Below are 20,248 nucleotides of genomic sequence, written 5' to 3' on the forward strand. Positions count from 1 at the left end.
ACTTTAGCGGCCAAAGGGCCGTATGCCGCCGATAAACTCCGGCTGACTAGAAAGATAGAGCAGCACACCGGCAAACAGCAGAATAATCCCGCCGGTTAATGCCAGAGTAGACCACGCAATAGCCCCCCAGGCTACCGGTGCACGATTACGGCTTAAGTACACCGCCAGACGCCGCGCATAATGGACAAACAGCGCCAGTAGCGAAATGGTCAGGGATGTTCCGATTGCCATCGCTATCGCTGACAAAATCCCCCACCCGTAGACGCCGATCACTTTGGCAAATAACAGCACCATAATCGCGCCGGAACAGGGCCGCATCCCCATCGCCAGAACAATCGCCAGACGAGTGCGCCAGTCATCACCAGCTTGTAGCTCTTGAGCACTAGGGAGATGGCGATGCCCACAACCACAATGGTCACTATGAACATGGTTGGCAGGCAACGGTTGTATACGTTGGATGCTGACTTTTTGCGGTTTGAGCAGTTTAATCTGCTGATAAAGACGCTTTAAGGCCCGTAAACACAGCAAAACCCCCAGTGCGATAACCAGCAGAAAACTGCCCTTCTCCAACCAGAAACTGCTTTGATGCAGATACCGTGATGAGAGTTGTAAAACACCCAGCAGTAACGTTACCAACAAGATAGCCACACCACCTTGCAATAGTGAGGCGGCAAAAGTTAGCTTCAGACTCTCTTTTAATTGTGCCGGATGGGTCGCCAAATAAGTGACAATCACCACTTTGCCATGCCCCGGCCCCATTGCATGCAATACGCCATAAATCAGGCTAAACATCATCAATGTAAAACCGGTCTGATGGGGATTAGCTTTAACTTGTTGCAGTAATTGGGCCATCTGCTGATGCATGCTTTTCTGCCAAACGACTGTTTTGAAAAGCATCTCAGGCCAATAAAGCCATGCCAGCTGGGCTGCACCGGCTAAGATCAGTAAAAACAGTATTAGCGGCCATAAATTTATCAGCCAGTGCCGGGGGCGTGAAACTGCCGTGATACCTACTGACATTGTACGGTAACCCGCTGTGCAAACTGTTTTCCTAGTTCCATGTCTTCTCCTGGCGAATCACTTTTATCCAACGATAATGCATACGCTTGTAACGAAGCATTGGGATCTGGGGTAAATAAGGTTAACTGGCAACTTTTATCCATGTCAGTTGATAACCTTACCGCCTTGTTGCCCGCATAGGTCATGTCAACAAAATAGGTCGGGTCGTAAGTGGAGATGATGAAAGGCTTCCCCGCCAACGGTTGGGGTTCTGCCAGTGGCAAAATAAACTCTAAAACTGCCTGATGCCCCTTGCGGGATAAGTGATACTCTGTTGGTAAGTTTTTATATTTCACCGGTTTACCGTCACGATAAATATCGGTGAAATAATGCTGCCCCAGCACATTAGCCATCACTTCAGCCGCCAGTTTTTTCCAGATTTCAGAGTCACTTTTGGCATTTTCTGCATCATATAACAGATCGGCAGATGTGATTTCATCCATAGTCCATACCATTTTCATCCCCACCAGCATCTGTTTATCGCTAACGAAAGTGGCATCCATATCAATAAAACTGTGCGGATGGGCCTGCGCCAACTGGCTATAAACAAAAATCCCCCCCGCCAGCAGCAAAGCTATCAGTCGTTTAACCATCATATTGTTATAGTATAACATATCACACATTAATCAATCCTTAGATATTTTATGATGTGCCAAAAGTCATTGGTGTTACCGGCAGGCAGTCAGCTAACGACCCTATAGCTCAAGCACTGCGGGGAAAACTGTGATGTAAGTTATAAGTCGATGTAAAAGCCCAGAGCCCCACTAAACCGAATAGAATCTCTTTTGCTATGCTTAAGCCTGATAAACAACAACACATTCATCACGGAAGGTTATATGAGCTTGGACACTCCCTCTGTGCCCCAGTTATCCGATCAACCGCTATCCGGTCAACAACGACGCTGCCATATGGTGCTGATGCTATTCATGCCTGCACACAAAGTACAACTGGACACCATCAGCCAATTCAATGGCGTCGGGCTAGCGACTACCCGGCAAGATATAACCGAGGTTGCTAATGAAATCCAGCGTTTCTACCATTTGCAGCTTAGCGCCGATAGTGACGATAGTTGTCTGATTCACGGTAGCCATCTTGATAAAAGGCTGTGCCTAATTCATTGGCTACGGCGTGGGTTACGCTATTGCCCGCATTTCGTTGAGAACCAGTTTGCTCCCCACCTGTATCAGGCTTTGTCATGGGATAACACGGTGCTATCGCAGCATCTGCCACAGATAATCAGCCAATGTGAACCCCATCTCAGTCGACAGTTAAATGAAAAAGACCGTCAGTTTTTACAACTGTATTTGGCTTATTGTGCTTGGGAAAATCGACAGCAGGTGTTGCCGGAATTATCACCCACTCAGCAACAGTGGTTAGAATGCAAACCCGCACTGGCGGCGGCTGACAGCTTGTTTGATTCATTTAATCCGTTATTAGGTCATGCGCTGAATAGAGTTGAACGGGATATGCTGATTCTGATGCTAACGATGATTAAAGCACACAGCTATCACAGCACTCAATCAGCGGAAGATGCCCGTCTAATCAACGCCATTCACCAATTGATCACGCATTTTCAGCAACTTTCGGGGATGACACTCAGTAGCAATGAAGCACTTATCAGCCAACTTTTTGCCCATCTCGCTCCCGCAATTGAGCGCTGTTATTTCAATATCGGGATTGATAATTCTTTGTTGGAAGAAGTTATCCAAAAATACCCGCGGCTGTTACGAACCACGCGACAGGCGCTGGCTACTTTTGAACAGGAATATCAGATTCAATTTTCTGTCGACGAAGTCGGTCTGATTGCCATTAGCTTTGGTGCCTGGCTGATGCAGGAAAATGCATTACAGGAAAAGCAGATTTTACTGCTGACGCGGAATAACCCAGAATTGGAAGAGCAAGTGGAACAGCAGGTACGTGAGTTAACCTTACTGCCATTACATATTAAATATTTGCCCCACGACGTTTATCTGCAATCGGGTGCCCCGCCCGGTACTACTGTGGTGCTCACACCGTATGCCGTACGGCAACCTGAATCAACGCCCCCGCTGATTCAGGTACTACTACCGCTCACTGAGCAACAAAACAAGCAGTTACGCAGTGTGTTGGAGCTGCCTTAACTGGCAGACTCTGGCTGACTCGGCACTACCCGAGGGCGAATAAACAGTGCCGGGATCACAATCAATGCCATAACCCAGAACACCCCTCCCTGATAATGCTCAAACAGGAAACCGGAGATCACCGTCATGACCGCAATTCCACCGCCCATCGCCAGTGCAGAATAAACTGACTGTAAACGGATCACATCCGGCCCACGTCGCGCGGCAATAAAACGCATGGCTGCCAAGTGGCAGACAGTAAACGAGCCACAATGTAAAATCTGAATCAAGATCAACCACGGCAATTCGGTGGTTGATGCCATTAAGCTCCAGCGCACTATCCCGGTGATCGCCGAAAGCAGTAATAAGCTGCGGGCAGTCCAGCGGCGAAATAGTACATTGCTAAATGCGAACACCAGAATCTCAGCGACCACGCCCAACGACCATAAATAACCAATGGTGGCGGCGGAATAACCAGCATCTTTCCAGTAAATAGAGCTAAAACTGTAATAACCGGCATGCGCACCTTGTAATAGGGTCACGCAGAGTAAAAAACGCCAGACCTGTGGCTCAGACAGTAATACTTTCCAGTGGGTGGCGACAACATTACGATGTTTAATCTCACCCTGCGGCATAATACTGGGTTTGAGGAGCGCCCCGAGTAACATGGCGGCGATACCGAAAGTCAGGCTATAGAGAATAGCCGTGTGGCCCCAAACAGAGACCAGCTTACCGGTCAATGCCGAACCGATAACAAAAGCCAGTGACCCCCACAGCCGGACCTTGCCGTAATCCATGGTTATCTGTTTCTGCCAGGTGGCTGCCAACGCATCGGTCAGTGGCACTAGTGGGCCAAAAAACAGGTTAAAACCCGCAATAACCACCATCAACCAGGCCCAACCATTACCAAACCAAAAACCCACCGCAAAGGCCAATGTCAGTAGTGCCAAAATTCGGATTGCTGTCACCAGATGAGAAGGATCTTTGACGCTGGGGGCAATGATCAGACTGCCAAGGAAACGGGAGATTAAACCGGCACCCAGCAAGATACCAATGGTTTCCGGTGGAATGCCTTCCCCTTGTAACCAGATGCCCCAAAAAGGCAGGAAAATGCCATAAGAAAAAAAATAGGTGAAATAGCTGAGCGACAGCCAACGTGTTGATTGCAATACCATGAATCCCTCCAGGCTCAGCCCGATACTGTGACAGAGGCCTCTTCCGCTGGCAACGTTGTAATTATGCAAACATACAGTTTGAGATGAGCTTCACATTTAAATAGGGTAATTTACAAAGTAACAACAGATTGCGCGGCCGCTATCGCATCGTTACATTCACGCTACAGATATCAATATCAGATATAAAAAAACCCGCATTCGCGGGTTTTCATTACAGCTTAACGATATCCAGCAATATTATGCGTAAACCGGTAAGCGGGCGCAGATAGCCAGTACTTTCTGTTTCACGCGCTCAATGGTTGCTTCATCGTTGATGTTATCCAACACATCACACATCCAGCCAGCCAGTTCGCGAGATTCCGCTTCTTTGAAGCCACGGCGGGTAATCGCTGGGCTACCGATACGCACGCCTGAAGTCACAAACGGACTTCTTGGATCATTAGGTACGCTGTTTTTGTTCACGGTAATATTCGCACGGCCCAAAGCGGCATCGGCGTCTTTACCGGTGATATCTTTATCCACCAGATCCAACAGGAACAGGTGGTTCTCAGTACCACCAGAAACCACTTTATAGCCGCGCTCCTGGAACACTGACACCATCGCTTTGGCATTGTTAACTACTTGTTGCTGGTAAATTTTGAACTCAGGCTCCATGGCTTCTTTCAATGCTACCGCTTTACCGGCAATAACATGCATCAATGGGCCACCCTGGTTACCAGGGAAAACAGAAGAGTTCAGTTTCTTGTACAGATCTTCATCACCGCCTTTCGCCAAGATCAGACCGCCACGTGGGCCAGCCAATGTTTTGTGCGTGGTCGTGGTAACGACATGTGCATGTGGAACTGGGTTAGGATAAACGCCAGCAGCAACCAGACCTGCTACGTGAGCCATATCGACAAAAAACCATGCGTCGATGCTATCAGCGATTTCACGCATTTTTGCCCAATCAACGATACCGGAATAAGCGGAGAAGCCACCGATAATCATTTTTGGTTTATGAATTTCGGCCTGACGCGCCAGATCTTCATAATCAATCTGACCAGATTCATCGATACCGTAAGGTACGATATTGTACAGTTTACCGGAGAAGTTAACCGGTGAGCCGTGGGTCAGGTGGCCGCCATGGGCCAGGTTCATCCCCAATACAGTATCACCGGGTTGCAGCAATGCAGAGTAAACAGAGACGTTTGCCTGAGAACCGGAATGTGGCTGAACGTTAGCGTAATCGGCACCGAACAACGCCTTAGCACGGTCAATGGCCAGTTGCTCAACAACGTCAACATACTCACAGCCACCGTAGTAACGTTTGCCTGGATAACCTTCAGCATATTTATTCGTCAACTGAGAACCTTGCGCCTGCATAACACGCGGGCTGGTGTAGTTCTCAGAGGCAATCAGCTCAATGTGCTCTTCCTGGCGCACCACTTCTTGCTCCATTGCACGCCATAAATCTGCATCATAATCGGCAATGTTCATTTCACGCTTTAACATCCGGCTCTCCTGACTTAGCTAACAAGTTATACCTAGTGGGCTACCCGTTTGGGTTCTAGCCCACAGTGTAAACTGTTTCCCCCCCGGTAAGATAGGTCTTGACAGAGGTTTTTACGCAAACGATTGGCTTCAGACTGCGTAAGGCTTTGACCTGTTCAGACTTCATCCAGTGCAACGGAATTATCCTCATATTCATCATGTGATTTTTTCACATTCTGTGAGCTGACACGTCAAGGTAATCCCTTATAAGTGGAATCTGCATTTACAAATTAGGGTGCAATTTATAAGATGCATTTAAAATACATGTATTGATTTACACACTATAATACCCAAAGTAATTAGCGTGGCAGCAAGGCTCGTAGATGGGCCGAGTAACAAAACCGCTGTGACGCCGAGTACCACGGGAATAAGGAGCACACCATGCTAGATAACCAAACCATCGCTACCGTTCAGTCCACCATTCCGTTACTTGCAGCCACCGGCCCCAAACTCACTGCACATTTTTATGATCGCATGTTTGAGCACAACCCTGAGCTGAAGCACATTTTCAATATGAGTAATCAGTTTAATGGCGATCAGCGTGAAGCTCTGTTTAATGCGATTTGCGCCTATGCAGCCAATATCGATAATTTGGCTGCACTACTGCCCGCTGTTGAGCGTATTGCTCAGAAACATACCAGCCTGAATATTCAACCTGAGCACTATGCCATTGTCGGCCATCATCTGATCAGCACTCTGGATGAGATGTTCTCCCCCGGCCAAGAAGTGTTAGATGCCTGGGGTAAGGCCTATGGTGTGTTGGCAGATGTTTTTATTCAGCGAGAAAGTCAGATTTATCAGCAGGGAGAGGCCAGCACCGGTGGCTGGCGGACCTTACGCCGTTTTCGTATCATTAAAAAAGAGATGCAGAGCGAGGTGATTTGCAGCTTTGTGTTAGCGCCGGAAGACGGTGGCCGGGTATTGGATTTCAAACCGGGGCAATATCTGGGGATTTATATTGAAGATGAACAACTTGAATATCAGGAAATCCGCCAATACTCACTCACTGCGGCACCCAATGGCAAGACTTACCGTATTGCGGTGAAACGCGAAGAACAAGGCACAGTTTCTAACTATTTACACCAGCAACTGCACGAAGGAGATAGTGTACGTATCGCTCCCCCTCGTGGCGATTTCTTTCTCGATATCTCACCAGAAACGCCTGTTGCATTGATTTCTGCCGGTGTCGGCCAGACGCCAATGTTAAGTATGCTCAATACCCTTCATGATAACCAACATGCAGCGCCGATACATTGGCTACATGCCGCTGAAAATGGCCGGGTACACGCGTTTGCCGATGAAGTCGCGACCCTTGCACAGAATATGCCGAATCTTAGCCGCCACGTGTGGTACCGCGAACCCACCGCTCAGGACCGTGCCGGTGATAATTATCACAGCCAAGGGCTGATGGATCTCAGTTCACATCAGTGGCTGGCGGCCGATCCCAATAGACATTATTATTTCTGTGGCCCGCTGGCATTTATGCAATATGCTGGCAGCCAGTTATTGGCGCAAGGGGTAGCATCCGCGCATATACATTATGAATGTTTCGGCCCACATAAAGTCATCTAACTATTGAATTTATCATCGAGAGGCTGCTCAGCCTCTCCTCTATTTCTGTTCTAAAAAAACCATCTGGTTATTACGTTTAAATTTGGTAGAACGTGATACAGATCTCATATATCCTACCTTAATATTGCCACGATGAGACATTCGGATGAATGTCTAGCTATCCATACAACTAAAATTAATAGTGTGGCTACAATTATCCCCTTACTATTTATTACTCGGTAATAGATTTTATTGCTGAGTGAAATAAGGCTGAATTGACCTACCATGAGTAAGAAATTCATAAAAAAAGAAGGGTTGGCATTGGTATCCATGGCGCGCTATTTAATTGGTGAGCGCCCCGGTAATCGACTTAAAACCATCGATGAATTATCAGAAGATTTCGGTATCTCAGTCGGTGTAGTTCAGCACGCATTAAAAGTACTGGAAGCTGATGGGGCGATCATCGTTGAGCGTCGAGGCCGTAATGGTACCTTGCTTATTGACCTGAATATGCCGCAGTTACTGCAACAGGCTGATTTAGGCAATATGGTATGCGCCATGCCACTGCCCTATACCAAGCTTTATGAAGGCTTGGCCAGCGGCTTAAGGGAACAATTCACCCTACTTCCGCTCTATTTTGCCCATATGCGCGGGGCCGAAGTACGTATCGAATGCCTGATAGATGGTGTCTACGATATGGCCGTCGTATCGCATCTGGCAGCGAAAAGTTATCTGAACGAAGGGAAAGTGTCACTGGCATTAAATCTGGGTAATGGCTCTTACGTGGACGGCCACCAGCTTATTTGCCGCCCTGGTGAGCAGCACAAAATTCGGCGGGTGGGATTGGACCCGCGCTCACCCGACCAATGTTTGCTGACTGACATTAAATTTGCTGGCCAACCCATTGAGCGGGTTGAATTACCTTATAGTGACTGTATCGCACATATTAACCGTGGTGATATTGATGCTGCTATCTGGAATCTGGCCGAAGATATTCCTCATGAACACTTGCAGGCGATCAAATTACAAGGTGATGAGCGATATATTCAGGCTTCGCAGGCGGTGATCCTCATCCGGCCAGATAACCATCCAATCAAATTATTACTGGAAAAAGGCATCAATGAGGCATTGTTGCTTAACCATCAGCGGGCAGTACAAAATGGCGAGATAGAGCCTCGCTATTAATATTATTTGCCTGGCTGCAAACTAAGCCATTTTCAGGAGGTCAACTCTTTGGAAATTTGTATTGATGCGCGTCTTAATATTCTGTGTCAATCAGGGATTATCGATACCGACATTGGTCAAGGTTTAGACCAAGTTATCAACCGCTTAGAGAATTTTTGGCAGCTACCGGTTAGGGGTGAGCAGGGCATGATGGCCATTACCCATATGGCGAATGCATTAATGCGCACCCGCCGGGGCGAAGAGATCCATGCCCTGGATCCGGCGATATTAGCGGAAATTACCCAAAGTGAAGAAATTTACTATATCCGTGAGATCAATCAGGATTTATTGGCCTATTTTTCACTAAAACCGACAGAAAACGAAATAGGATATTTACTCGCGAACCTTTACGGTCTATACCTTTCTAGTGACATACCTCCGCTGCGCTGAAATGAGCTTCGCGGATGTGTCGTTAAACAAACAACATCAGGGTCTTTTTTCACTAAATATTCAAAATAATAATAATTTAGCAAAATAATTCTGCCTCGGGCGCCCTTAGGACATCAAATGTTTTTAAAAACCCTTTTAAAACAAAATACTAAATTAATCGATGCCGCTATCTCATATTGGCAACAGGGGGAAATTTATCCAGACAGCTATGTTATTGACGTCGAACAAACTGAGGCCAATGCCCGTCTACTGGTTGAAACCGCCAGTCGGTACCAGATAAAACTGTATCTGATGAGTAAACAGTTTGGGCGTAACCCTGAACTATGCCGCCGTCTGCTGGCATGTGGTTTTCAGGGAATGGTCGCGGTTGATTTTAAGGAGGCGCGGCAACTATACCGCCATGCTATTCCTGTCGCTCATGTAGGTCATTTAGTACAGCCGCCCTCAGCAATGGTCGAGGAGATAGTGCGCCAGCGGCCAGAGGTCATTACTGTTTTCTCGTTGGAGAAGGCACTGGAGATCTCTCAAGCCGCGTACCGCCAACATACTATCCAACCGCTGATGCTGAAAGTATCTCAGCCAGGAGACGTACTGTATGCCGGGCAGGAAGCCGGTTTCGCCTTAGAAAATTTACCCGTAACTATTGCTGCCATCAATGAAATGCCAGCCGTGCGCCTGGTCGGGATAACACACTTCCCTTGCATGCTGTATGACCCCCACTCGCGCCAGACCTTGCCGACCGCTAATATGCATACCTTGCTGGCGGCCCGCGATATCCTGTTGGCACAAGGCGTTAACATTCAACAGATCAATGCCCCGTCAGCCACCAGTTGCACTACCCTGCCCCAATTGGCTCAATTAGGCGTGACACACAGTGAACCCGGGCATGCCCTCACCGGCACTATCCCCGCCAATCAGCATGCTGACCAACCAGAACAGATTTCTATGCTTTATCTGTCTGAAATCTCACACCATGTAGCTGATAGCAGCTATTTTTTTGGCGGCGGTTATTATCGCCGTGGCCATTTGCAAAACGCATTAATTTGGCATGACAATCAGTTCAGCCAACGCGCGGTATCTCCGATTGAAGATAGCAGTATCGATTACTGCCTGCGTTTGGCCGGTAAATTCCCAATTGGTAGCCCAATTATCATGAGTTTCCGCACTCAGATATTTGTTACCCGCAGTGACGTGGTATTGATGGATGGAATTCAGAGCGGAAAACCCCGGCTACTGGGCTGTTACGACAGTCAGGGTAATCAACTCAGGTAAAACAAGAAGCCAATGCTTTAGCCCTGGTAATAGGTTCTAATGATGGTCTTATTGAATGATATGGCCGATAAACAATATTGTTACTGTACTGATTGATAAAACTGCCGATATATTAGTTGTCGATATCGTAAGCACTACTAATGAAATTATGCATTCAGTAATAAAAAACTGCCGATATCTGGATGAAATTTCGCCCCTATACAAACCCTCTTCGGAGCCTACCCGATGATCAATCCTAACGGATACACCTACGCACACGAGCATCTCCACATTGATTTGTCTGGATTTAAAAATAATCTGGACTGTCGCCTCGATCAATATCAGCCGATTTGTGACGAAATGCGTGAACTGGTGAGTAAAGGGGTACTGAACATCATCGAAGTGACCAACCGATACATGGGCCGTAACCCTCAGTTTTTATTGAATCTGATGCGTGACAGTGGCATAAATATCATCGCATCAACCGGTTACTACACTGACAGTTTTTACCCGCAGAGGGTGCGTGAAAGTAGCGCACAGCAATTGGCACAAACCATGATTGATGAGATCGAGACAGGTATTGATGGCACGGCACTAAAAGCGGGCGTCATTGCCGAGATAGGGACCAGCGAAGGGGTTATTACCCCTGATGAGGAGAAAGTGTTTCATGCTGCAGCATTGACTCATCATGCAACTGGCCTGCCCATCTCAACCCATACCAGTTTCAGTACCATGGGATTGCAGCAAATTGCACTACTCAAACAACATGGTGTAGCGCTCGATCGCGTCGTTATCGGCCATTGTGACCTGAAAGAGCAAACTTATCTTATTGTGCAAATGATCGAGATGGGCGTGTATGTCTAATTCGACACCATAGGTAAAAATAGTTATTTCCCGGACCAACGCAGGGTCGCGATGTTAGTGGCGTTGGCTGAACGCGGGTTGCTGGACAGAGTCATGTTGTCGATGGATATCACCCGTCGCTCACATTTAAAAGCGAATGGCGGTAGCGGGTTTAGTTACTTAGTTGATTCGTTTGTTCCCATGTTACTGGCCGCAGGGATTTCCCACGCTCAGGTGGAAATGATGTTGCGCCACAATCCTAATAAATTTTTCGCCACGCAAGGAAAGTGATTATGAAGAAGATTGGCATTGCCGGGCTGCAACGAGAGTTAATACGCGAAATGATTGAGCAGACGGCACCTAATACCTTTGAGACATTTATTCTCTCGGACATGGATGCGGCTATCAAAGTGAAAGAAGGTCAATTGGACTATTATATCGGTGCCTGTAACACTGGTGCTGGAGCGGCATTATCAATGGCTATCGCGATTATTGGTTATAACAAAAGTGCCACTATCGCCAAGCCTGGAATCAAGGCGAAACCTGAGCAAATAGAGAAATTGGTGACTGAGGGCAAAGTGGCATTTGGCTTATCCGTCGAACATATTGAACATGCAATCCCACTACTGATTACACAGTTGCGCTAAAGGGGACACCACCGTGGATTATATTCATATTGTTGTGGTTGCTCTGCTGACAGGGATGACCGCGCTGCTTTCTCACCGTTCCGTTGCCGTGTTTCATGACGGTATCCGCCCTATTTTGCCACAGTTGGTTGAAGGGAATATGAGCCGCCGTGAAGCGGGGAGTATTGCTTTTGGTCTGAGTGTGGGTTTTATCGCCTCAGTCGGTATCTCATTTACCCTCTCGACCGGCTTACTTAACTCCTGGTTACTGTTTTTGCCAACTGACATCATTGGTGTGCTGGCAATCAATAGCTATCTGGCATTTGCTCTGGGTGCTGCGTGGGGTATTTTGGCCCTTACCAGCTTACCGGCAGTTAATACTGCGCTCACCTCATTACCAGTGAATTTTATCGGTTCTCTGGGGGAGTTGAGTAGCCCAGTGATATCCGCCTTTGCCCTATTCCCGTTGGTGGCTATTTTCTACCAATTTGGCTGGAAGACTGCGGTTATTTCCGCCTTTATCGTGCTGCTGACCCGTCTGCTGATTACCCGTTTCACCGGGCTATTCCCTGAATCAATTGAAATTTTTGTCGGTATGATTCTGCTTATCGGCATTGCCATTGCCCAAGACTTACGGGCAAAAACCCACCTGGGAGGTGGTGGCGGACACTCGGTATTTGAAGAGCGAACCCAGCGAATTATTAAGAACTTGCCGATGCTGGCGGTAGTGGGTGGATTAATTTCAGCCGTCGCCAGTATGAAGATTTTTGGTGGTAGCGAAGTATCAATTTATACACTGGCAAAAGCTTACGCGCCGGGTATCACGCCGGAAGAGTCATTGGCATTAATCCATCAGGCATCACTGGCTGAGTTTATGCGTGGCCTCGGATTTGTGCCGCTGATTGCTACTACGGCACTGGCGACCGGTGTTTATGCCGTTGCAGGTTTCACTTTCGTGTTTGTGGTCGGTTATCTGGTTCCAAACCCCTTACTGGCAGGGATAATCGGCGCGGTGGTGATATCACTGGAAGTGCTAATGCTGCGTTCCATCGGAAAATGGTTAGGCCGCTTCCCATCAGTACGTAATGCGTCTGATAATATCCGTAACGCCATCGCCAATTCCCAAACGAAATGCAACAAAGTGACCCACCGGTCAGGTACGGATAAAATAGCCGTATTGACCCTGTCGGAGACCCTGTTGCATGAAGGGAAAACATTTGACTCAGCATGAGCGCTTTTACATCGAAAAACGAAAAGCTGAAGGCGTTAATCAGTCCTGCATTGCCAGAGAGCTCGGCGTCTCTCGCTCTACCCTGAGCCGGGAGCTCAGACGTAATACGGACCCCGCCTTCAACGGACTTTACTCCTCCAGACGCGCTGATGCCTTAGCCAGACAACGGCGGGGCGCCACCTCGGCACACAATGCCTGTTTCCCTCTGGGCCAGCAGACACAAGACTTTCTCCGGCAGGCGCTGGCTGTACATACCTCCCCTGAGGTTATCTCTGGGAGACTGAAAATCCAGTTTGATATCGCCGTCAGCAAAAATACCCTCTACCGCTATATCCGTTCGGACAGACAGGCTGGCGGTAAGCTTTACCTTCAGCTCCCTCACCGGGGTAAACGCTATCGCTATGATACGGGTGAGCCCGGACGCACGCCCATCCCGGACAGGGTTGGCATTGAGCACAGGCCTGCTGAGGCTGAACTCAAACAGGTTCCCGGGCATGTTGAAATCGATACGATTTTTGGCAAAGACCAGAAGTCATTCCTGCTGACGGTCGTGGACAAAGCCACAAAGCAGGTCATTATCCGTAAACTCCCCAATAAGTGCGCTGAGAGCGTCGTGGAAGCGTTCAGGGACATCGTGGCGAATACTTTCTGCGAGTTTAAAACCCTGACGGCAGATAACGGACCCGAGTTTGCGAAACATAAGGACATCACTCAGGTAACGGGCGCAAAGGTTTACTTTGCCCGGCCTTATCATTCCTGGGAGCGGGGGTTGAATGAGCATACCAACGGTCTGATACGGCGGTTTTATCCGAAAGGAACCGATTTTAATGGCGTCAGCGATGAAGATATTGCGAGACTGGAGCACATCCTCAACACTCGGGGGCGCAAATCTCTGGAATACAGCTCACCGAATGAGGTATTTTTAGAGTATCTACTCGCTGCATAACGCATGATGGTTTGTTGCGTTTCGTTCGGGAATGGGGCCATGAACTTGCTGATGGAATACGCGCTGTTAATCGGGGCAATTTTTGCGTCGATCAAGATGGCCGGTTATACCGGTTTCACTATCACTACCGCCTTATATTTCCTGAATGAAGCTATTGGTCGCCCGGTGATGAAGATTGCCGCACCAGTGGTGGCGGTGATTCTTGCAGGTATCGTGTTGAACCTGTTCTACTGGCTGGGGTTATTTGTTCCAGCATAAATCCTTGGTACTTGAAGTTGCAGGAGTGTTCGCTTGCGGCCTACCTGCAACGCCAATTACTTCGAATTTAGGTGTAAAAAAGCCCGCTTGTGGAAACGGGCTTATTATCATGTCAATAGGTGGGGAAATGTGCCGAATGGGTCGTAGCAGCGTGCCCATCGGTGCAGTCTCTCCACCAGTCGCCAAATTTAAATCGCTTCTTCGTCTTGCTCACCGGTGCGGATACGCACCACACGAGAGACATCAAATACAAAGATTTTGCCGTCGCCAATTTTACCTGTCTGGGCCGTTTGCATAATCGCTTCAACGCAGGTATCGACAATATCGTCAGCAACCACAATTTCTATTTTTACTTTTGGCAGGAAATCCACCATATACTCAGCGCCACGGTACAGTTCGGTATGCCCTTTCTGGCGACCAAAACCTTTTACTTCTGTCACTGTCATCCCGGTGATACCAACTTCAGCCAGTGCCTCACGGACATCATCCAGTTTGAATGGCTTAATAATCGCGTCAATTTTTTTCATGGTGAATCCCTGTTTTACCAATTCTTGCGGCCAAAGCCTGATGTAATCGGATAGCGTCTATCTTTACCAAAATTGCGGGCAGTAATACGTGGCCCGACAGCCGACTGACGCCGCTTATATTCATTGATATCTACCAGGCGAATGACCTTACGCACGATAGTTTCATCAAAACCGTCTGCGACCAAATCAGTCACCGACTTATCCTGCTCGACGTACCCTTCGAGAATAGCGTCCAAAATATCATAAGGTGGCAGACTGTCCTCATCTTTCTGATCAGGAGCCAGCTCAGCTGACGGTGGACGAGTAATCACCCGCTGTGGAATCACATAAGAGACGGTATTACGGTATTCCGACAGTTTAAACACCAAGGTCTTTGGCACATCTTTCAATACATCAAAACCACCGGCCATATCACCGTACAGCGTGGCATAGCCCACCGCCATTTCACTTTTGTTACCGGTAGTTAATACAATACTGCGACGCTTGTTAGACAAGGCCATCAATACAACACCGCGGCAGCGTGCCTGTAGATTCTCTTCCGTGGTATCGCGCCCTGTTCCGGCAAACATCGGTGCCAGTTGGCCCATAAAAGCATCAAACATCGGCTCGATGGACAGCACATCAAATTCAATACCGAGAATTTCAGCTTCTTCTTTAGCATCCGCAATACTGATATCGGCGGTGTAGCGGAACGGCATCATCAATGCCTGGACTTTATCTTTGCCCAGCGCATCAACTGCAATCGCCAGTGTCAGCGCCGAGTCAATCCCACCGGACAAGCCCAGTACCGCGCCATTAAACCCATTTTTGGTCACGTAATCACGCACCGCCAACACCAGCGCTTCATACACTTGCGCTAATGGCGGTAACTCTGCGACAGGGGCCGTCATAGGGACCACATTGCACTCATTCAATTGCAATAAGGTAGTCTGTTCCGCAAAAGCCGCCAAACGATGCGTCATATTACCCGCCGCATCGAATACCTTGGAGCAACCATCAAAAATCAGCTCATCCTGCCCACCAATCTGGTTGAGATAGACCAATGGCAACCCGGTACGCTGGCAATGTGCTGCCATCAGAGTTTTACGAATATACGGTTTTTCACGGTTATATGGCGAGGCATTGATCGACAATATCACCTCTGCACCGGCAGCTTTAGCGGCATCTACCGGGCCATCGAACCATAAATCTTCACAGATAAGCAGCCCCAACCGGTAGCCATTCAGTTCCACGACACAGCTTTCATGACCGGCAGAGAAATAACGTTTTTCGTCGAACACACCGTAGTTAGGCAATTGTTGTTTAAAATAGCGCCCTAGCAATTTACCATCAGCAAACAGGGACAATGCGTTATACAAGTTGCCCTCTTCGCGCCACGGATGCCCCACCAGTATCGCCGTATGCTGCGTTGCCGCCTGCAAACGATCCAGTTGCGCTTCACAACGTTGATAAAAATCATCACGATACAGCAGATCTTCTGGCGGATAACCGGACAAAGCCAGCTCGGAGAACATAACCAGTGAGGCACCCGCCTTCTGCTGCTCATTTAAGGTTTGCAACATACGTTCAGTGTTGCCTTCAATATCGCCAACCAGCCAATTCAACTGGGCTAACGCAATGGAAAGTGATCTGCTCATTTGTATTTAAACTCTATTTCAGCTTTATCAGGGAATAACTATTGCCACGCATTCACAATAATTATTCTTTAAAATCATTGGCATCCAGCTCATGGCGCGACAATAACTTGTAAAACTCGGTACGGTTACGCCCCGCCATCCGGGCAGCCTGGGTCACATTACCGGTGGTGATTTGTAGCAGCTTACGCAAATAATTCAATTCGAACTGATTACGAGCTTCAACAAAGGTTGGTAATGCCGTGTTTTCCCCTTCCAGTGCCTGCTCAACCAATGCTTCACTAATGACCGGAGCTGAGGTGAGTGCCACACATTGTTCAATCACGTTGACCAATTGACGCACGTTACCCGGCCAACTGGCGGTCATTAACCGCTTCATAGCATCAGTTGAGAAACTGCGGACAAAGGGCTTATGCCGCTTAGCTGATTCACGTAATAGATGATTAGCCAGCAGCGGGATATCTTCTGAGCGCTCATGCAGTGCCGGGATCTTCAGATTCACCACATTCAAACGATAGTAGAGATCTTCGCGGAATTCATTTTTTGCCATGGCTTTAGGCAAATCACGGTGGGTGGCTGAAATGACCCGCACATCGATACTTAAATCACGGTTACTGCCCAGCGGACGCACTTTGCGTTCTTGCAGCACTCGCAGTAATTTAACCTGTAAAGACAGTGGCATATCGCCAATTTCGTCTAAAAACAGCGTGCCGCCTTCTGCGGCTTGAAATAGCCCTTCACGGCTACTGACCGCACCGGTAAACGCGCCTTTAGCATGACCAAACAGTTCTGACTCCAACAACTGTTCCGGCAATGCACCACAGTTAATGGCGATAAAGGCTTTTTTCGCCCGAGGGCTGGCAGCATGGATAGCTTGCGCCAGAACCTCTTTACCGGTTCCACTTTGCCCGATAATCAGCACACTGACGTCAGATTGCGCCACCATTTTAGCCTGCTCCAGCAGGCGCAACATAACCGGGCTGCGGGTCACTATCTCTTCACGCCAGGTATCATCACCGGCAGGAATAGAAAGCTCTAAAGCTGCATCAATGGCTTTATACAAAGCATCGCGATCAACCGGTTTGGTCAGAAAACTGAACACCCCTTGCTGGGTGGCAGCCACCGCATCAGGGATAGAGCCGTGGGCGGTCAGGATAATCACTGGCATACCTGGCTGATGTTTCTGAATTTCGACGAACAGCGCCATGCCATCCATTTCATCCATACGCAAATCACTGATAACCAAGTCTATCTTTTCACGCATTAACAAACGCAATGCTTCCTGGCCGCTTTCAGCCGTGGTGACATTAAACCCTTCGCTGGTTAAACGCATCCCCAGTAACTTAAGTAAGCTGGGGTCGTCATCAACCAGCAGTAGATTGGCCGGTTTGCGTGGCGTCATGAGATTCCTTATTGGTGGCAGGTGGTACATCCGTTGGTGGTACCACTGGCGGAGTATAAGTATCAGCCGGTTTTTCTACCGATTGTGGGGCCGCTTTAGTATCAGCTTGAGGCGCTGTCGGCTTGGTTTCAACCGGTTTAGCTTCAGTCGGTTTAGCTTCGGTCGGTTTGGCTTCAACCGGTTTAGCTTCAGTCGGTTTGGCTTCAACCGGTTTAGCTGGCTCAACTTTGGGCTGTGGTTTAGCTTCTAGCGGTTTCGGCACGATGGCTGGTTTGCTATCCACATCCGTTTCTGGAATTTCATTCTGCAACTGCTTGCGTGATGAAAGCTGCCGTTCGATATCAGTCAGGTTTTCCAGCTTACGGGTAGTATCCAGTAAGTTATATTGCAACCGGACCTGGCTTTCTCGCAGGCGATCAATCTGGGTGTCCGATTCGTCCTGTAAGCGCTGGTAGCGAATGCGCTCTTCTGCCAGAGAGATGCGCAGCACCTGTTGCTCACGCCATAGCTGAATCAGTGGGCGCACAGCGCCAGGGACGCTTTGGCTATAACTGTTCAAACGCTCAACCACTTGACGACGTTCCGCCATTGAAGGCTCGGCACTGCTGACTAAAATGCCCTGCTTGAAGGCCGAAGGCCATGCCACTACCGGCAATGACTTCGCTAATGCTCGCGCTTGAGTAGACCCCATACGCTCTGCACAGTCCATTGCCCGTAGCCAGTACAGGGAGTTTTCCAGTGTCTCTTTATCATCAAGATCCCACAGCACATCGCAGGATAAGGTCCGATAATCAACGATTTTCGTTTCCGGTATGACCAACTGCACTGCTTGTGAAAAACGGCTACTGGCGGGATTATCAGTACATCCGGTAAGTAAGAGTGGGGCCAGCAACAATGCTCGCCAAAAAATACCCGTACCAGATTTGCCCGCGAGCATAGCTGCCGCAGTTGATGTCGGACATGATAAAAAGACGGTCTTTTTAATAATGCTGCTCATAGACCATTTGTACATTATTCATTCATTCTCGGCGGTTAATGGCAATTCAACACGAAAGCAAACCGCAGCGTAATCAACAGCCACCAGTTGCAAGTCGCCCTGCATACGTCTGATGCAGTCCTGAGCAATACTCAGCCCCAACCCACTACCTTTGACGGCCCCTTTTCGCTGATGGCTTCCCTGATAAAAAGGCTCAAATATCATGGTTTCTTCAGAACGCGGGATCGGCGCCCCGGTATTGGCAATATCAATTTGTACGCGGTTATCTACCCGACGGCTGCGAATCCAAATGGTACCGGATTCCTCGCCATAGTGCACCGCATTGGAGTAGAGATTATCCAATACCCGCATTAATAATGTCGGATCTGCCCAACAAATGTCCGCTTGCAGATCCGTCTCAGTATGTAGAGTCTTGGCCCGTGCGGGTAAACTATGGGCTGAGATAACATCCTCAACCATTTCCGCCAGTTCAACATTCTCATGTTCACCGGGGCCGTCTGCCAGTTTACGGTTATAGTCTAATAATTGCTCAATCAATAATTGCAAATGACGACTGCTGTTATCAAGGATTGCCACAACTTCTTTTTGATCTTGCGTCAATGGCCCGGCAACCTCATCCGCTAACAATTCGGTCCCTTCGCGCATACTGGCGAGTGGTGTTTTCAATTCATGAGAGATATGGCGCAAAAACTCGTGGCGCTGTGACTCTAACCACGCTAAGCGCTCGCTGAGCCAAATAATACGCTGTGCCAGTGAGCGTAACTCGCGTGGCCCTTTAAATAGCGCCGTATTACCTAATGGTCGCCCTTCACCTAAGCGATTAATCATCCGCTCAATGCCTTTAACCGGCCCGATTATCATCCGGGTGAATAACACCACTAACAGCACACTGACCAAAAACAGCAACAGGGATTGCCAACCAAAGAATTGCCCACGTTCGGCAATATCTTTTTGTAATTGCTGACCGCGGGAGAAAATCACATCGCGCGTTGCCTGTACCATTTCGGCATTGGAGCGGGAGAACTGCTCTAATAGCGTTGACGCATTTTGTTCCGGGCCACTATTTTTACATTTAATATCAGAAAGTTGTGTCAGTAAACTGCTCAGAGTCTGATAGTAACGGGCATCTGGCAGGATAGAGGCGTGCGCATCAAGCATTTGAGCGTACTGTTTACGTTGGTGCTGATATAACTTTGCCAGTGTTGCATCATCTAATACACAGTACTGGCGATAACTACGCTCCATTTCGAGCGCCACACTGGTCATCGCCTCACTGCGCCGCGCATCTGCCAGCGTAGTACGATTAATGTCGGCCGCCTGCGTGCTTAGATGGTCAAGGCTTTGATAAGCCTGATATGCCAGCACCAATAAAGGTAACAGCACCAACAGAAATGCCATGAGCACCAATTGACGTAAAGAACGGGGGAATAAACGCCATCTTTTCAACGAAATCATCTCATTACCTATCATTCTGTGGTGATGCTAACTGACTGCGTGAGGATTAC

General features: G+C 48.3%; 15 protein-coding genes and 4 pseudogenes. 10 read left to right on the forward strand and 9 right to left on the reverse strand.

What is annotated here, in order from left to right; all coding sequences use genetic code 11:
* Positions 1-3 precede the first annotated feature (3 nt).
* Together ACWJJO_RS16825 and ACWJJO_RS16830 are read right to left on the reverse strand one after the other, a co-directional pair.
* Positions 4-1,020, reverse strand: a complete 1,017-nt coding sequence (locus ACWJJO_RS16825) for a nickel/cobalt transporter (RefSeq protein ID WP_083163171.1) — start codon at positions 1,018-1,020, stop codon at positions 4-6.
* Complete coding sequence (locus ACWJJO_RS16830) at positions 1,011-1,673, reverse strand: DUF1007 family protein (RefSeq protein ID WP_193784873.1); 663 nt, start codon at positions 1,671-1,673, stop codon at positions 1,011-1,013. Before ACWJJO_RS16830 ends, ACWJJO_RS16825 begins: the two co-directional genes overlap by 10 nt.
* A 222-nt stretch (positions 1,674-1,895) precedes the next feature.
* Between ACWJJO_RS16830 and csiE the strand changes: the two genes are divergently transcribed.
* Positions 1,896-3,179, forward strand: coding sequence for a stationary phase inducible protein CsiE (gene csiE / locus ACWJJO_RS16835; protein ID WP_083163167.1), 1,284 nt, complete (start codon positions 1,896-1,898; stop codon positions 3,177-3,179).
* On the opposite strand, the gene ACWJJO_RS16840 is transcribed toward csiE, so the two are convergent.
* Together ACWJJO_RS16840 and glyA are read right to left on the reverse strand one after the other, a co-directional pair.
* A complete protein-coding gene (locus ACWJJO_RS16840; protein ID WP_083163165.1) occupies positions 3,176-4,333 on the reverse strand; it encodes a 3-phenylpropionate MFS transporter in 1,158 nt (385 codons plus the stop codon). The genes csiE and ACWJJO_RS16840 overlap by 4 nt on opposite strands.
* A 237-nt stretch (positions 4,334-4,570) precedes the next feature.
* A complete protein-coding gene (gene glyA / locus ACWJJO_RS16845; protein ID WP_372559680.1) occupies positions 4,571-5,824 on the reverse strand; it encodes a serine hydroxymethyltransferase in 1,254 nt (417 codons plus the stop codon).
* 408 nt (positions 5,825-6,232) lie between these two features.
* Here glyA and hmpA point away from each other — a divergent pair.
* The 9 genes and pseudogenes from hmpA to ACWJJO_RS16890 all read left to right on the forward strand — a co-directional run.
* A pseudogene (gene hmpA / locus ACWJJO_RS16850) lies at positions 6,233-7,435 on the forward strand (NO-inducible flavohemoprotein); the annotation flags it as partial.
* Between the two features lie 264 nt (positions 7,436-7,699).
* Entirely contained in the window at positions 7,700-8,599 is a 900-nt protein-coding gene (yhfZ, locus tag ACWJJO_RS16855; protein ID WP_083163159.1) for a GntR family transcriptional regulator YhfZ, read from the forward strand.
* 48 nt (positions 8,600-8,647) lie between these two features.
* Positions 8,648-9,028, forward strand: coding sequence for a PRD domain-containing protein (locus ACWJJO_RS16860; protein ID WP_372569474.1), 381 nt, complete (start codon positions 8,648-8,650; stop codon positions 9,026-9,028).
* Positions 9,029-9,145: 117 nt separating this feature from the next.
* The gene (locus tag ACWJJO_RS16865; RefSeq protein ID WP_083163156.1) at positions 9,146-10,300 is read left to right on the forward strand and encodes a YhfX family PLP-dependent enzyme; all 1,155 of its coding nucleotides are present in this window, start codon (positions 9,146-9,148) and stop codon (positions 10,298-10,300) included.
* 225 nt (positions 10,301-10,525) lie between these two features.
* A pseudogene (locus ACWJJO_RS16870) lies at positions 10,526-11,413 on the forward strand (phosphotriesterase-related protein).
* Positions 11,414-11,415: 2 nt separating this feature from the next.
* Positions 11,416-11,769, forward strand: coding sequence for a DUF2620 domain-containing protein (locus ACWJJO_RS16875; protein WP_372559686.1), 354 nt, complete (start codon positions 11,416-11,418; stop codon positions 11,767-11,769).
* Between the two features lie 13 nt (positions 11,770-11,782).
* A pseudogene (locus ACWJJO_RS16880) lies at positions 11,783-12,862 on the forward strand (YhfT family protein); the annotation flags it as partial.
* A gap of 88 nt (positions 12,863-12,950) precedes the next feature.
* Positions 12,951-13,925: an IS30 family transposase gene (locus ACWJJO_RS16885; protein ID WP_481090518.1), complete on the forward strand. Its 975-nt coding sequence runs from the start codon at positions 12,951-12,953 to the stop codon at positions 13,923-13,925.
* A gap of 36 nt (positions 13,926-13,961) precedes the next feature.
* Positions 13,962-14,183, forward strand: a pseudogene (locus tag ACWJJO_RS16890) (YhfT family protein); the annotation flags it as partial.
* A gap of 188 nt (positions 14,184-14,371) precedes the next feature.
* On the opposite strand, the gene glnB reads toward ACWJJO_RS16890, so the two are convergent.
* From glnB to ACWJJO_RS16915, 5 genes are all read right to left on the reverse strand, one after another.
* Positions 14,372-14,710, reverse strand: coding sequence for a nitrogen regulatory protein P-II (gene glnB / locus ACWJJO_RS16895; protein ID WP_002231018.1), 339 nt, complete (start codon positions 14,708-14,710; stop codon positions 14,372-14,374).
* A gap of 14 nt (positions 14,711-14,724) precedes the next feature.
* Positions 14,725-16,347: an NAD+ synthase gene (locus tag ACWJJO_RS16900; protein WP_481091278.1), complete on the reverse strand. Its 1,623-nt coding sequence runs from the start codon at positions 16,345-16,347 to the stop codon at positions 14,725-14,727.
* Positions 16,348-16,408: 61 nt separating this feature from the next.
* Complete coding sequence (gene glrR, locus ACWJJO_RS16905) at positions 16,409-17,746, reverse strand: two-component system response regulator GlrR (protein ID WP_032907964.1); 1,338 nt, start codon at positions 17,744-17,746, stop codon at positions 16,409-16,411.
* Positions 17,709-18,683: a two-component system QseEF-associated lipoprotein QseG gene (gene qseG / locus ACWJJO_RS16910; protein ID WP_481091602.1), complete on the reverse strand. Its 975-nt coding sequence runs from the start codon at positions 18,681-18,683 to the stop codon at positions 17,709-17,711. Before qseG ends, glrR begins: the two co-directional genes overlap by 38 nt.
* A 78-nt stretch (positions 18,684-18,761) precedes the next feature.
* A complete protein-coding gene (locus tag ACWJJO_RS16915; RefSeq protein WP_193784797.1) occupies positions 18,762-20,198 on the reverse strand; it encodes a sensor histidine kinase in 1,437 nt (478 codons plus the stop codon).
* Positions 20,199-20,248: the final 50 nt, after the last annotated feature.

It is taken from the genome of Yersinia antarctica (assembly GCF_056636475.1).

Excerpts from the sequence above, each read along its gene's own strand:
- ACWJJO_RS16915 (WP_193784797.1), bottom strand. The coding sequence starts at position 20,198 with ATGATTTCGTTGAAAAGATGGCGTTTATTCCCCCGTTCTTTACGTCAA.
- ACWJJO_RS16875 (WP_372559686.1), top strand. The coding sequence starts at position 11,416 with ATGAAGAAGATTGGCATTGCCGGGCTGCAACGAGAGTTAATACGCGAA.
- glrR (WP_032907964.1), bottom strand. The coding sequence starts at position 17,746 with ATGACGCCACGCAAACCGGCCAATCTACTGCTGGTTGATGACGACCCC.
- ACWJJO_RS16840 (WP_083163165.1), bottom strand. The coding sequence starts at position 4,333 with ATGGTATTGCAATCAACACGTTGGCTGTCGCTCAGCTATTTCACCTAT.
- ACWJJO_RS16900 (WP_481091278.1), bottom strand. The coding sequence starts at position 16,347 with ATGAGCAGATCACTTTCCATTGCGTTAGCCCAGTTGAATTGGCTGGTT.
- qseG (WP_481091602.1), bottom strand. The coding sequence starts at position 18,683 with ATGCTCGCGGGCAAATCTGGTACGGGTATTTTTTGGCGAGCATTGTTG.
- yhfZ (WP_083163159.1), top strand. The coding sequence starts at position 7,700 with ATGAGTAAGAAATTCATAAAAAAAGAAGGGTTGGCATTGGTATCCATG.
- ACWJJO_RS16825 (WP_083163171.1), bottom strand. The coding sequence starts at position 1,020 with ATGTCAGTAGGTATCACGGCAGTTTCACGCCCCCGGCACTGGCTGATA.
- glnB (WP_002231018.1), bottom strand. The coding sequence starts at position 14,710 with ATGAAAAAAATTGACGCGATTATTAAGCCATTCAAACTGGATGATGTC.
- ACWJJO_RS16830 (WP_193784873.1), bottom strand. The coding sequence starts at position 1,673 with ATGTTATACTATAACAATATGATGGTTAAACGACTGATAGCTTTGCTG.
- csiE (WP_083163167.1), top strand. The coding sequence starts at position 1,896 with ATGAGCTTGGACACTCCCTCTGTGCCCCAGTTATCCGATCAACCGCTA.
- ACWJJO_RS16885 (WP_481090518.1), top strand. The coding sequence starts at position 12,951 with ATGAAGGGAAAACATTTGACTCAGCATGAGCGCTTTTACATCGAAAAA.
- ACWJJO_RS16865 (WP_083163156.1), top strand. The coding sequence starts at position 9,146 with ATGTTTTTAAAAACCCTTTTAAAACAAAATACTAAATTAATCGATGCC.
- glyA (WP_372559680.1), bottom strand. The coding sequence starts at position 5,824 with ATGTTAAAGCGTGAAATGAACATTGCCGATTATGATGCAGATTTATGG.